This window comes from Bradyrhizobium sp. YCK136, from assembly GCF_044570075.1.
GTDB classification, from domain to species: Bacteria; Pseudomonadota; Alphaproteobacteria; order Rhizobiales; family Xanthobacteraceae; genus Bradyrhizobium; species Bradyrhizobium diazoefficiens.
In genome coordinates this window covers 5,513,552-5,527,286 of record NZ_CP172424.1, presented here as the reverse complement: position 1 = coordinate 5,527,286, position 13,735 = coordinate 5,513,552, and the positions used below count along the sequence as shown (strand labels likewise).

Sequence of the window (13,735 nt, the reverse complement as noted above, 5' to 3'; positions counted from 1 at the left end):
ATTCTTGTTAAGAATCAATATCTTATGCAGTTTTGATGCGATCCTTGATTGCGTGGCCTCCGACAACCGTCTAAAAGTCCGCGGACGCAAATCAGGCTGGGCGAATTCGGCTTTACGCCGGAATTGGCCCTCATTATCAGAATCAGGACAATCTCCTTGGGCCGCGAAGCGATGGGCTGTTCGCGGGAGGAGGGCGCTCTGTGACCGCCGGCCGGAATTGAGAGAGCAATGAGCGTGACTTCGGGAACGAAAACTGAAAGCGGCGTCGGCGAAACGATCCGGGTCGTGATCCACGCTCTCCTGATCGCGCTCGTGATCCGCACCTTTCTGTTCCAGCCCTTCAACATCCCGTCCGGCTCGATGAAGGCGACGCTGCTGGTCGGCGACTATCTGTTCGTCTCGAAATATTCCTACGGCTATAGCCACTACTCGATCCCGTTCTCGCCGCCGCTGTTCTCGGGGCGGCTCTGGGGCTCGGACCCGAGCCGCGGCGACATTGTCGTGTTTCGCCTGCCGAAGGACGATTCCACCGACTACATCAAGCGCGTGATCGGGCTTCCCGGCGACCGCGTCCAGATGAAGGACGGGCTGCTCTACATCAACGACACCCCGGTCGAGCGGCAGCGCATGAGCGAATATGTCGGCGAGGATCCGTGCGGCTCCGAAGGCGGCGGCATTTCCCGGGTGAAGCGCTGGAAGGAAACGCTGCCGAACGGCGTGTCCTATGAGACGCTGGACTGCGCCGACAACGGCTACATGGACACCACCAACGTCTACACCGTGCCGGCCGGCCATTTCTTCATGATGGGCGACAATCGCGACAATTCCACCGACAGCCGCTTCCTCGGCCAGGTCGGCTATGTGCCGCAGGAGAATTTGATCGGCCGAGCCCAGATGATCTTCTTCTCCATCGCCGAAGGCGAGCATGCCTGGATGTTCTGGCGCTGGCCGTGGGCGGTGCGCTGGAATCGCTTCTTCAAAATCGTCCGATGAAAGACGAAGCCAAGGACATCACGACCCAGCCGACCGAAGCGCAAGCCGCTCCTGACGGCGAAGCTGTGACCAAGACGCCTGCCAAGAAGAAGCGGGCGCGGAGCAGCAAGGCCAAGGGCACGGATGCGAACGCGGCGCTCGAGGCGCGCATCGGCCACAGCTTCGCCGACCCGAACCTGCTGATGCAGGGGATCACGCATGTCTCGGCGCTGAAATCCGGGCGCAAGCGCGGCGACAGCTATCAGCGGCTGGAATTCCTCGGCGACCACGTGCTCGGGCTCGTCGTGTCCGACATGCTCTACCACGCCTTCCCGAACGCCGACGAAGGCGAGCTGTCCAAGCGCCTTGCCGAACTCGTGCGCAAGGAGAGCTGTGCCGACGTCGCCAAGTCGCTCGGGCTGCTCGACGACATCAAGCTCGGTTCGGTCGGCCCCAGCGCCGACGCCCGCCTGCGCAAGAGCGTGCTCGGCGACATCTGCGAAGCCGTGATCGGCGCCATCTTCCTCGACGGCGGCCATGCGGCGGCGGCCGAATTCGTCAAGCGCAACTGGACCGAGCGCATGCACAAGCCGCGGCGTCCGTTGCGCGATCCCAAGACCGTGCTGCAGGAATGGGCGCAGGGGAAGGGCCTGCCGACGCCTGTTTACCGCGAGGTCGAGCGCACCGGCCCGCATCACGATCCGCAGTTCCGCGTCGCGGTGGACCTGCCGGGACTGGCGCCGGCGGAAGGTATCGGCGGCAGCAAGCGCGCGGCAGAGAAGGTGGCGGCCTCGGTGATGATCGAACGTGAAGGTGTTGGCGGCGGCAATGACGGTTGAAGCAAGCGGCGAGGCGCCCGCCGCGACGCGCTGCGGCTTCGTTGCGCTCATTGGCGCACCGAATGTCGGCAAGTCCACGCTGGTCAACGCGCTGGTCGGCGCCAAGGTCACGATCGTCTCGCGCAAGGTGCAGACCACGCGCGCGCTGATCCGCGGCATCGTCATCGAGAACAACGCGCAGATCATCCTGGTCGACACGCCCGGCATCTTCTCGCCGAAGCGCAGGCTCGACCGCGCCATGGTCTCGACCGCCTGGAGCGGGGCGCATGACGCCGATCTCGTCTGCGTGCTGCTGGACGCCAAGACCGGCATCGACGAGGAGGCCGAGGCGATCCTCGCCAAGGCGGCAAGCGTCAATCACGACAAGATCTTGGTGATCAACAAGGTCGACCTGGTCCAGCGCGAGAAGCTGCTGGCGCTGGCGCAGGCGGCCAACGAGCGCATGCCGTTCGCCAAGACCTTCATGATCGCGGCAATCTCCGGCGACGGCGTCGACGACCTCCGCTCGACTCTTGCCGAGATGGTGCCGCCGGGGCCGTTCCTCTATCCCGAGGACCAGATGTCGGACGCGCCGATGCGGCACTTGGCGGCCGAGATCACGCGCGAAAAGATCTATCGCAAGCTGCACCAGGAATTGCCCTACCAGTCCACGGTCGAGACCGACAAGTGGGAGGAGCGCAAGGACAAGTCGGTGCGCATCGAGCAGACGATCTTCGTCGAGCGCGAAAGCCAGCGCAAGATCGTGCTCGGCAAGGGCGGCGCCACCATCAAGTCGATCGGCGCGGACTCGCGCAAGGAGATTGGTGAGATCCTCGGCGTGCCGGTGCACCTGTTCCTGTTCGTCAAGGTGCGCGAGAACTGGGGCGACGATCCCGATCGCTACCGCGAGATGGGCCTGGAATTTCCCAAAGAATAAGCAAGAACAGATCGGTATCCGATGAGCGTGCCCACGAACGTCCGGCGCTTCGAAGCGCTGCTCTATGCGTCGTTGATGCTGGATGCGCTGTCGGTTGCGGTGCAGGACCGCACGCCCAATGCCGAGATGACCGAGCAGATGATCATGACGGCGACCCTGCTCGCCGGCGGCATGATCCTGCTGCTGGTCTATTTCGTCTGGCTGGCTGCGCATTGGCGCAAGAACTGGCCGCGCTGGGTGCTGGCCGCGGCCCTGGTGCTGTCGGTGATCTCGCTCGGCCAGATCATCGGCGAGAAGGGCATGGAGCTCGACAGCGCCATCGAGATCGTCTCCTGCGTGCTGACCACGATGGGCCTGTATTTCTCCTTCAGCGGCGACGCGCAGGGCTGGTTCAACGCGTGAGGTTTTGCGCGGTGCCGTAGGGTGGGTAAAGGTGCGCCCTTGCGCGCCGTGCCCACCACGATCGCGGTGGATCAAAATTGGTGGGCGCGCTTCGCTTTGGCCACCCGACGGTCGCTCAAAATGCTAGACTTCCTTCAATGGAATGGACCGACGAAGGCATCGTGCTGGGGGTGCGGCGGCATGGCGAGAGCAGCGCCATCGTCGAACTGCTGACGCGCGCGCACGGCCGCCATCTCGGTCTCGTGCGCGGCGGTGCCGGCTCGCGGATGCGGCCCTTGCTGCAACCGGGCAACAGCGTTAGCGCTGTGTGGCGGGCGCGGCTCGACGAGCATCTCGGCACCTACGCGGTCGAGGGCCTGAAGCTGCGTGCGGCCACGCTGCTGGCCTCGTCCCACGGCGTCTACGGCGTCACCCATCTCGCCTCGATCGCGCGGCTCCTTCCCGAGCGCGATCCGCACGAGGAGATATTCGGGCTGCTCGAACATTCGCTCGACGATTTCGACGACATCGGCAGCGCGGCCGTACACGTGATCCATTTCGAGCTGGCGATGCTCGCCGAGCTCGGCTTCGGGCTCGCGCTGGACAACTGCGCGGTGACCGGGGAGACCACGGACCTTATCTACGTTTCGCCGAAATCCGGCGGCGCGGTGTCGCGCGGCGCGGGCGAGCCATGGCGCGACCGGCTGCTGCGCCTGCCGCCGTTCCTGCGCCACGGCGAAACCGCGACCGAGCTCACCGACCAGGATCTTCAGGACGGTTTTCGGCTGACCGGATTGTTCCTGCTGCGCCACGTGCTGGAGCCGCGCGGGCAGGTCCATTCCGACGCGCGGGCCGGCTTCATCAATGCCTTGACGCGGCAGCAGGCGAGGGCGGCGATCCCGGCGCCATGACGTCAGCGCGCCTCTGTATTGTCTGATCAGATGGCATGTCCCGGAACCAAATCGGGTTTCCTGGATTGGCCCGTGGGGTTCCAACCCGGGGATAAACCTGATGCTGATTAAGGGACTTATTGTGTCGGCAGCGCTGATTGCGCTGGCGCCGGACGCCCTCGCAGGCGAGCAAACAGGACTGGTTCGCCGTGCCTCCTGCACGGTCGTCAGGTTCTATGTAGCCAAATATTCGGCAGCAGCCGCAGAGGCATGGGCCCGGTCCAAGGGCGCGACGGAAGCAGAGATCGAGACTGCCCGGCGCTGCCTGACCAACGCGCCGACCACCACACAGGCCCAAAATCGCCAGGCCACCCAGACCGTGACCGCCGGCTGGGCGGGGCAGTAAGCCGCCCACAGGGAACCAATCCATCCTTGCCCGATTCGCTTCCACGGTTTAACCGGGCGGCATGGGAAAACGATTGATTCCGCCGGAACCGGCCGAAATCCATGAGGTGCCGCTGCGTGAGGCGCTGGAAGAGCGCTATCTCGCCTATGCGCTCTCCACCATCATGCACCGTGCGCTGCCGGACGCACGCGACGGCCTGAAGCCGGTGCACCGGCGCATCCTCTACGGCATGCGCCTGCTCAGGCTCGACCCCGGCACGGCCTTCAAGAAATCCGCCAAGATCGTCGGCGACGTGATGGGCTCGTTCCATCCGCATGGCGACCAGGCGATCTACGACGCCATGGTGCGGCTCGCGCAGGATTTCTCCTCGCGCTACCCGCTGGTCGACGGCCAAGGCAATTTCGGCAATATCGACGGCGATAACCCCGCCGCCTACCGCTACACCGAAGCGCGCATGACCGATGTCGCGCGGCTTCTGCTCGAGGGCATCGACGAGGACGGCGTTGAATTCCGTCCCAATTACGACGGCCAGTCGAAGGAGCCGATCGTCCTGCCCGGCGGCTTCCCGAACCTGCTCGCCAACGGCGCGCAGGGCATCGCGGTCGGCATGGCGACCTCGATCCCGCCGCACAATGCCGCCGAGCTCTGCGACGCGGCGCTGCATCTGATCGAGAAGCCCGACGCGAAATCCAAGGCGCTGCTGAAGTGGGTGAAGGGCCCGGACTTTCCGACCGGCGGCATCTGCGTCGATTCCAAGCAGGCGATCGCCGAAGCCTACACGACCGGCCGCGGCTCGTTCCGCGTCCGCGCCAGGTGGGAGCAGGAAGAGGGCGCACGCGGTACCTGGGTCGTCGTCGTCACCGAGATCCCCTTTCTGGTGCAGAAGTCGCGCCTGATCGAGAAGATCGCCGAGCTTCAGGATCAGAAGAAGCTGCCGCTGGTCGGCGATGTCAGGGACGAGTCGGCCGAAGACGTCCGCATCGTGATCGAGCCGAAGTCGAAGAACGTCGATCCGGCGCTGATGATGGAATCGCTGTTCCGGCTGACCGAGCTGGAAAACAAGATTCCGCTGAACCTCAACGTGCTGATCAAGGGCCGCATCCCCAAGGTCGTGGGGCTCGCGGAGTGCCTGCGCGAATGGCTCGACCATCTGCGCGACGTCCTGATCCGCCGCAGCAATTACCGCAAGGCGCAGATCGAGCATCGGCTGGAAGTCCTCGGTGGCTTCCTGATCGCCTATCTGAACATCGACAAGGTGATCAAGATCATCCGCACCGAGGATGAGCCGAAGCCGGCCTTGATGAAGGCGTTCAAGCTCACCGAGGTGCAGGCCGAAGCCATCCTCAACATGCGGCTCCGCTCGTTGCGCAAGCTCGAGGAAATGGAGATCCGCACCGAGGACAAGAACCTGCGCAACGAGCTCAAGGGCATCAACGCGGTGCTCGCCTCGGAAGCCGAGCAGTGGAAGAAGGTCGGCGAGCAGGTCGGCAAGGTCCGCGACATGTTCGGACCGAAGACGCCGCTCGGCAAGCGCCGCACCACCTTTGCGGATGCGCCCGAGCACGATCTCGCCGCGATCGAGGAGGCCTTCGTCGAGCGCGAGCCGGTGACGGTCGTCGTGTCCGACAAGGGCTGGATCCGCACCATGAAGGGGCATGTCGAGGATCTCTCGGGCCTTGCCTTCAAGCAGGACGACAGGCTCGGCTTCGCGTTCTTCGCAGAGACGACCTCGAAGCTGCTGCTGTTCGCCACCAACGGCAAGTTCTACTCGCTCGATGTCGCGAAACTTCCGGGCGGCCGCGGTCACGGCGAGCCGATCCGCCTGTTCATCGACCTCGAGCAGGAGGCGGCGCCCGTCGCGTTGTTCGTCAACAAGGGTGGACGCAAATTCCTGGTCGCGAGCCACGAGGGCCAGGGCTTTGTCGTCAACGAGGACGATTGCGTCGGCACCACCAAGAAGGGCAAGCAGGTCCTCAACGTCGACATGCCGAACGAGGCACGCACGGTCACCGAGGTGGTCGGCGACACCGTCGCGGTCATCGGCGAGAACCGCAAGATGCTGGTGTTCCCGCTCGACCAGATCCCGGAGATGGCCCGCGGCCGCGGCGTCCGCTTGCAGAAATACAAGGACGGCGGTCTCTCCGACGTCGTCGTGTTCGACGCCAAGGCCGGCCTGACCTGGAAGGACTCCGCGGGCCGCGAATTCTCCGCGACCATGAAGGAGCTCGCGGAGTGGCAGGGCACCCGCGCCGACGCCGGCCGCCTGCCGCCGAAGGGTTTCCCGAAGTCGAACAAGTTCGGCCGGGGGATCGAGTAGGGGCTGCGACTGCCTGCCACAACACCGTGTCATGCCCCGCGAAGGCGGGGCATCCAGTACGCCGCAGCCTCTCGGCCGAACCACAATCGTCTCTGGAATACTGGATCGCCCGCCTTCGCGGGCGATGACACCGACGGTGTAGCCCGCAAACGCTTGGCAGATAGCCGTGAGCGCATACGTGCCTCCGTTGATCGGGCACGAACATTGCTTTTTCTTCGCCTGCAAATAGATTCTCAAGAAAAAGCAAAGGCACCAATGTTCAAGCCAAAGTCATTCATTCCGGCGCTGTTCGCCCTCGCGCTGGTTGCCGGGCCGGCACATGCAGCGGGCAATCTCGTCGCGGTGCTCGAGGCGGAGATCGTCACGCTCGATCCGCATTTTTCCACGGCCTATATTTCGCGCACGTTCGGCTACATGGTGTTCGACACGCTGTTTGCGAAGGATTCCAAAGGCGAGATCAAACCGCAGATGGTGCAGGACTGGAAGGTCTCGCCCGATGGCTTGACCTACAGCTTCACGCTGCGCGACGGCTTGAAGTGGCATGACGGCCAGCCGGTCACGGCGGCCGACTGCGTCGCATCGCTGCGCCGCTGGGGTACCCGCAGTGCGCTCGGCCGCCGCATCTTCGCGATCACGGCCTCGCTCGAGCCGACGGACGCCAAGACGTTCGTGCTGACGCTGAAAGAGCCGTCCGGCCTCGTCATCGACGCGCTCGGCAACCCCGTCAGCCCGGTCGCCTTCATGATGCCCGAGCGCATTGCCAAGACGCCCGGCGACCAGCGCATCACCGAGATCGTCGGCTCCGGCCCGTTCGTCTACAGCAAGGCCGATCACCGCACCGGCGACCGCATGATCCTGAAGAAGTTCGCCGACTATGTGCCGCGCCCCGAGCCCGCCGACTTCCTCGCCGGCGGCAAGCGCGTCAATGTCGACACGCTCGAGATCCGCGTCATTCCGGACGGTGCGACCGCGGCTTCCGCGCTCCAGGCCGGCGAAGTCGATTTCATGCAGTACGCGCCGTTCGATCTGCTGCCGACGCTGGAGAAGAACTCCCGCGTGAAGCTGCTCAATTTCACCGGCGGCAACATGTTCGCCGGCGCCTACCGCCTCAACGCGGCGTCGAAACCGTTCGACGATCCGGCGATCCGGCGCGTGCTGTGGAAGCTGGTCGACCAGCGCGAAGTGCTGGATGCGCTCGGCCTCGATGCCAAATACGCCACGCCCTGCGCGACCTTCTTCACCTGCGGCACCACCTATGACAGCAAGGCCGGCACGGAAGCCGCTGCAAAGCCGTCGATCGAAGCGGCGCGCGCCGCGCTGAAGGCGACGAAATATGCCGGCGAGCCCGTGATCGTCATGGAGGCCAACGACCTCGAAGCCCCACGCGTCTCGGCGCAGGTGCTGGCCGAGCGGCTGAAGCAGGCCGGCTTCAACGTCGATCTCCAGGTGATGGACTGGGCGAGCGTGCTGGCGCGCCGTGCCAAGAAGGAGGGCTGGAGCGTCTATGGCGTTCACGCCGGCGGCTTCGATCTCGGCTCGCCGCTGACCAACGTCATGGTGGCGTTCAACTGCGCCGACTTCACGGGCTGGCAATGCGATGCGCGCATCACGCCGCTCATGGAAGCCTTCGCCAAGGCGCCTGCCGAGGAGGACCGCAAGAAGATCGCGGCCGAGATTCAGGCGGTGATGTACGATCAGGCGCCCGGGATTCCATGGGGCCAGTTCGCCCAGCCGGCGCTTTATCGCGCGACGCTGCGCAATCTGATACCGTCCGCCATCCCGGTGTTCTGGAACGTAGAGAAGTAACGCGATGTACGATGTCATTGTTGTCGGCGGCGGCTCCGCCGGCGCCGCTGTTGCGGCGCGGCTCTCCGAGGATCCCGCAAGGCGCGTGCTGCTGCTCGAAGCGGGTCTCGACTGGCGCGCTGATGAAGCGCCGTGGGAAGTGAAGACGCCCAATCCGATCCCGATCATCCACAAGCGCGAGTACCAGGAAAAATGGCAGTGGCCTGATCTGCTGACGCGCCGCGTGGCGGGGCAGGAGCCGCGCTTCTATTGGCGCGGCAAGGGGCTGGGCGGCTCGTCGATGATGAACGGCCAGATCGCGATCCGCGGCGTTGCTGATGCCTTCGACGAATGGGCGGCCGATGGCTGCACCGGCTGGTCGGCGAAAGAGGTGATGCCGCTGTTCTCGGTGATCGAGGACGATCTCGAATTCGGCGACGCCGCAGGCCACGGACGCGGCGGACCGCTGCCGGTCTACCGCGCGCCGCCCGAGAAGTGGGGACCGATCGATCGCGGCTTGCGCGATGCGGCGCTGGCGAGCGGCTATCCCTGGTGCGCCGACGTCAACGGCCCGGACGGCGAGGGCGTTGCTTGCTATCCCATCAACAGCCGCGACGGCCGCCGCATCACCACCAATGAGGGCTATCTCGAGCCCGCGCGCGGCCGTGCCAATCTGGAAATTCGCGGTCACGCGCTGGTCGATCGTGTGCTGATCAGTGACGGCCGCGCGACCGGCGTCCGCGTCCACATCGAGGGGCAGGGCACGAGCGACATCGGTGCGCGCCAGATCGTGCTGTGCGCCGGCGCGATCCACAGTCCGGCGATCCTGCTGCGCTCGGGCATCGGCCCGGCCGAAGAGTTGAAGGCGATGGGGATTGCGGTCGAGCGCGATCTGCCGGTCGGTCGCCACTTCTTCGACCACCCGCTGTTTCGCGCCACGATCCAGCTCCGCGAAAATCTCCGGCCGACCGATCCGGACACCCGCCACACCAATTGCTGCGTGACCTATTCCTCGGGCCTCGCCAAGGGCGGCAAGCGCGACATGATCCTGATCGCGTTCAACCACCGCGGCATCGGCGTGCCCGGGGCGATCGGCGCCGGGCTGTTCAACGCCTATTCTCGCGGAACGCTCAAGCTCGCCTCGACCGACCCCAGTATCGATCCCGTTGTCGAGGAGAACATGCTGGCCGATCCCCGGGACATGCTGCGCATGATGGATGCGGTGAAGCGGCTCGCGGTGATTACGTCCCAGCCGGCGCTTTCCGGCATCGCCGACTGGATCCGGTTGACCGACACGGATCTGACCTTGCCGCAAGCCGCGGCCTTGCCGGATCACGAACTCGACGCGCTGCTGCGTCGTGAGACCGGCGACATCCAGCACGCCGCCGGCAGCTGCCGCATGAGCGGCGTCAACGACGCCGATGGCGTCGTCAACCCTGATGGCACGGTGAAGGGCATCGCGGGCTTGCGCGTCGCCGATGCATCGATCATGCCGTCGGACTGCCGGGCCAACACCCACTTCACGACGGTGGTGATCGGGGAAGCGATCGCGCGGATGATGATGCGGTAAAGCTACTGCGTAAAATCTACTCATCTCGTCATTGCGAGCGGAGCGAAGCAATCCAGAGTCTTTCCGCAGAGACAGTCTGGATTGCTTCGCTCCGCTCGCAATGACGGAGCAAGCGGGGAGGCCCTCGCTCTCCAATTCACACTTCAAACAGCAGACACGCCATCGCCTTCTCGCGGCGGATATCACCCGAGTTTTGCTTCTCGCGCGCCCTCGTAGAGACAAGGGCGCAGGGAAGGCCGGGCGCCGGCTGGCACCCGCAAGTCCGTGCGCCACAAAAAATGCACACGGGGTGGACTACAGGTCTCGCCGGATCGCCCGGCCTTCCCTGCGCGAATGGTTTTAACGGTGTCCTTCGTGCTCTCCCCGGGGAGCGATGCACTATTGCCCCCGTCGCCTCACGGATGGCTGATGCGCGCGTCCGGTCGGACCGCAACATCACCGCAAGACTTGACGCACAGACCCCGGGCGTCAGGACCACACGACTTCTCCGTCCGCGCACGTCTTCGCTGGGAATCCGAGAGGTGGCGTGTGCTCGCTCCCGAAGCCATGCGAAGACGCTGTCAGCGCCGGGTCGTATGCGCAAGAGCCATTGCTCACGGTGTCCCGCCCTGCAATGCCGATCGCGCCCGACGCCGTCGCGTCCATCGCTGCCCGGCCTGCGGTTCGTGACGATCGCGATCCGCCCCTTGTCTCAGGCCAGGGTGTTTCGCATGTACGACAAATCCGAATTTCGGTAAAGTGGAATATTTTCGGGGCCGGAGCTTGACACGTCGTGAGATCACGCGGCGCGGCTGTATTGCCCGACAGGCAATCGTCGGCGGGGGCGTAGGTGACGAGCTTTCGGCCAGAGGGCGATGAAATGGCAACGGTCTTTGGATTTTTGCAATAGGACCGTTTGCAATCTCATTCAGATGAGTAAGGCCACCGCTGTTTTTCCGCGCGTTATTCCGCTCCTGGCCCTTAGCGGAGCCTTCGCGATACAGTGCTCTACGGCAGCTTTTGACCCAACTGAGACATGAAAGGGACGCTTAAGCTTGAGTTGCACAGTCGCGTCAGATCCGATTGCCCCAGAACCTATGTAACAATACGTAGTCCCATTCTTTCTTGATGCGGCCGTCACAATAGTTAGGTAGCGTGGCTTTATCGTCGGCCTGCCCGGCTACCGATGACTGTGAGCAGAAGACTCGCGCCCTCGACTCAGCGTGAGCCCCTATGCCCAAAAACTCTCCGCGCCCGATCTGCCCGAAATGCGGCAAGCCGATGCACTTCGTGATCGTCAAAACAGGCGGTCGCAAGTTTCGGTGTATTAAGTGCGATGACATCGACCCAATGCAGATCCCAGAAGTTCAAGCATGGACCAAAAGCGAATTGCACCCGCCGAAAACGACATGATTTGGCCGACCGATGCAATATCAGAAAATAGAATACACGATAGTTCAAGCCGCCAATCCTTTTGGCTGGAAATGGTCGTTTGAGCGAGAAGGCCGCCCGCCGAAAACTGGCACTTCATGTGATCGTGCAGGGGCAGTTTTTGCCGCCGAATGGGCGATCAAGCAAGCTCTCAAAGAGAAACGCTATTCAAAATAAGATCGGCGGAGTTGGCCGACTTCTCGGATGTCGCCTGTTGGCCCGTCGCTTCCGTCGACGCGATGAAGCTGCATGTCGGCTCGTAAAGGCAAAATGGAAGGCTGCGGCCGAGCGCCAAGCCGACGCTTCGCAACCTGCTGGTGGAAGAAGAGGCCAAGCTTGCCAATTGGCATAAGAAAAAACCGAAGTGGTAGGGCTCGCGGGGAGTGAGCAATTTTGCTCAGACGCGACGATGCGGATATGCAATTCGTGCCACACTGGGGTTTTGCAAACCCACCCGGGGCTGGGAAGCCGCTGCCCGCGACACAGATTAAGCGGGCGGCGCTTTTTCCATGGAGTAAGGCCGCCTCGGTTCGAAGCCTCCTTCAATTGACGGCGAACATGTCGCCTTCTGGCCCTTAGCGACCCTTCGAGGCGCCCCGTGTCGAAGTCTGCTGTTGATCCTGGCTGTGTGAAAACGCTGCGCTTGAAGTGATTCGCGCGATATGATTCCCGCACGATTTGCGGGGGGCTCGGATGAAGCGCTTCGTTGAGGGTGCGGATCGTGGGCAGAGCACGCTGTTTCCTGAATGCGTGGAGGACTGGATCGACGCGGATAATCCAGTTCGCGTCATCGACGTCCTCGTCGACGACCTCGATCTGGCTGGACTCGGGTTTGGCGGGGTCGATCCCGAGGCCACCGGCCGGCCGTCGTACCATCCCTCGATTCTCCTCAAGCTTTACATTTACGGCTATCTAAACCGGGTTCAGTCCAGCCGGCGGCTGGAACGAGAGGCCGGGCGCAATGTCGAGGTGATGTGGCTGCTGGGTCGGCTCGCTCCCGATCACAAGACGATTGCGGACTTCCGCAAGGATAACGGCCTGGCACTACGCAAGGTATGTGCGCGCTTCGTCGAACTCTGTCGTCAGATGGGTCTTCTCACGACGGCGAGCGTCGCCATCGATGGCAGCAAGTTCAAAGCTGTGAACAACCGCGACAAGAACTTCACACGGGCGAAGGTGGAACGGCGGCGTGCCCAGCTGGAGGAAAGCGTCGCGCGCTATCTGAGCCAACTTGACACGGCCGATCGACAGGAGCCGGCGGAGGCGCTGGCGGCCAAGGTGACGAGGCTCACCGAGAAGCTGACAAAGTTGAAGGAGGAAATGGGCAAGCTTGCTGTCTACGAGAAGCAGATGCTTGCTTCGCCCGATCAGCAAGTCTCCCTGACTGATCCCGACAGCCGTTCGATGGCCACGAGCGGCCGCGGCTCTGGGGTCGTCGGCTACAACGTGCAGGTCGCCGTCGACACCGAACATCATTTGATCGTGACGCACGAGGTGACGAACAGCGGTTCCGATCGGGCGCAACTCGCCAATATGGCCAAGCAGGCGAAGGCCGTTCTAAAGACCGAAACGCTCGAAGCTGTAGCCGATCGCGGCTACTTCAACAGCCCGGAGATCCTCGCGTGCCACGAGGCCGGCATCACGGTAACGCTGCCCAAGCCGCAGACGTCGGGCGCCAAATCCGAGGGGCGCTTCGTAAGCAGGACTTTGCGTATTTGCCAGGGGAGGACGCCTATCGCTGTCCGGCTGGGGAGCGAATGCCGTATCGCTACACAAACGAAGAAGACGGCAAGATGCTGCGGCGTTACTGGACCACAGCCTGTCAAAATTGTTCACTCAAATCGCAATGCACGACCGGGCCAGAGCGGCGGATTACGCGATGGGAGCATGAGCATCTGCTCGAAGCTGTGCAGGAGCGGCTTGATGCAAACCCACAAGCCATGCGCCAGCGTCGCGAGACAGTCGAGCATCCGTTCGGTACGATGAAGGCCCGCATGGGAGCGACACACTTCCTCACCAAAACGCTCCCAAACGTAGCCGCCGAGATGGCACTCTCGGTCCTGGCCTATAATCTGACACGGGTCATGAACATCGTCGGGAGCAAGCAGCTGATGGCCGCGATCGTGGCCTGAAACCGAGCCGGTCCTGGCTTCTCACCGCCTTCCCTGGGAAGGGTGTTTTTACACGGCCAAGATCCAGACCGGACCAGGCACCCAAATCCCTAATTGACGCCAGCTTATCCCGGTCCT

At 63.6% G+C, this 13,735-nt stretch carries 10 protein-coding genes and 1 pseudogene; all 11 read left to right on the top strand.

Going from position 1 to position 13,735, the window contains the following annotated elements; genetic code table 11:
* Positions 1-228 precede the first annotated feature (228 nt).
* The 11 genes and pseudogenes from lepB to ACFLEY_RS26940 all read left to right on the top strand — a co-directional run bounded on the left by lepB (position 229) and on the right by ACFLEY_RS26940 (position 13,618).
* Positions 229-993, top strand: coding sequence for a signal peptidase I (lepB, locus tag ACFLEY_RS26990; RefSeq protein WP_060912483.1), 765 nt, complete (start codon positions 229-231; stop codon positions 991-993).
* Positions 990-1,811, top strand: coding sequence for a ribonuclease III (rnc, locus tag ACFLEY_RS26985; RefSeq protein ID WP_011087822.1), 822 nt, complete (start codon positions 990-992; stop codon positions 1,809-1,811). The genes lepB and rnc overlap by 4 nt, the downstream gene beginning before the upstream one ends.
* Entirely contained in the window at positions 1,801-2,727 is a 927-nt protein-coding gene (gene era, locus ACFLEY_RS26980; protein WP_060912482.1) for a GTPase Era, read from the top strand. The genes rnc and era overlap by 11 nt, the downstream gene beginning before the upstream one ends.
* 21 nt (positions 2,728-2,748) lie before the next feature.
* Positions 2,749-3,129: a hypothetical protein gene (locus ACFLEY_RS26975; RefSeq protein ID WP_011087820.1), complete on the top strand. Its 381-nt coding sequence runs from the start codon at positions 2,749-2,751 to the stop codon at positions 3,127-3,129.
* Between the two features lie 137 nt (positions 3,130-3,266).
* Complete coding sequence (recO, locus tag ACFLEY_RS26970; RefSeq protein WP_011087819.1) at positions 3,267-4,019, top strand: DNA repair protein RecO; 753 nt, start codon at positions 3,267-3,269, stop codon at positions 4,017-4,019.
* A 100-nt stretch (positions 4,020-4,119) separates the two neighbouring features.
* Positions 4,120-4,404: a hypothetical protein gene (locus tag ACFLEY_RS26965; protein WP_028171610.1), complete on the top strand. Its 285-nt coding sequence runs from the start codon at positions 4,120-4,122 to the stop codon at positions 4,402-4,404.
* 61 nt (positions 4,405-4,465) lie between these two features.
* Positions 4,466-6,721, top strand: a complete 2,256-nt coding sequence (gene parC, locus ACFLEY_RS26960) for a DNA topoisomerase IV subunit A (RefSeq protein ID WP_011087818.1) — start codon at positions 4,466-4,468, stop codon at positions 6,719-6,721.
* Between the two features lie 255 nt (positions 6,722-6,976).
* Positions 6,977-8,527, top strand: a complete 1,551-nt coding sequence (locus ACFLEY_RS26955; RefSeq protein WP_060912481.1) for an ABC transporter substrate-binding protein — start codon at positions 6,977-6,979, stop codon at positions 8,525-8,527.
* A 4-nt stretch (positions 8,528-8,531) separates the two neighbouring features.
* Positions 8,532-10,076: a GMC family oxidoreductase gene (locus tag ACFLEY_RS26950; protein ID WP_211433678.1), complete on the top strand. Its 1,545-nt coding sequence runs from the start codon at positions 8,532-8,534 to the stop codon at positions 10,074-10,076.
* Between the two features lie 1,404 nt (positions 10,077-11,480).
* Positions 11,481-11,663 carry a hypothetical protein gene (locus ACFLEY_RS26945; RefSeq protein WP_162494116.1) on the top strand — a complete coding sequence of 61 codons (183 nt, stop codon included), beginning with the start codon at positions 11,481-11,483 and terminating at the stop codon, positions 11,661-11,663.
* Between the two features lie 516 nt (positions 11,664-12,179).
* A pseudogene (locus ACFLEY_RS26940) lies at positions 12,180-13,618 on the top strand (IS1182 family transposase).
* Positions 13,619-13,735: the final 117 nt, after the last annotated feature.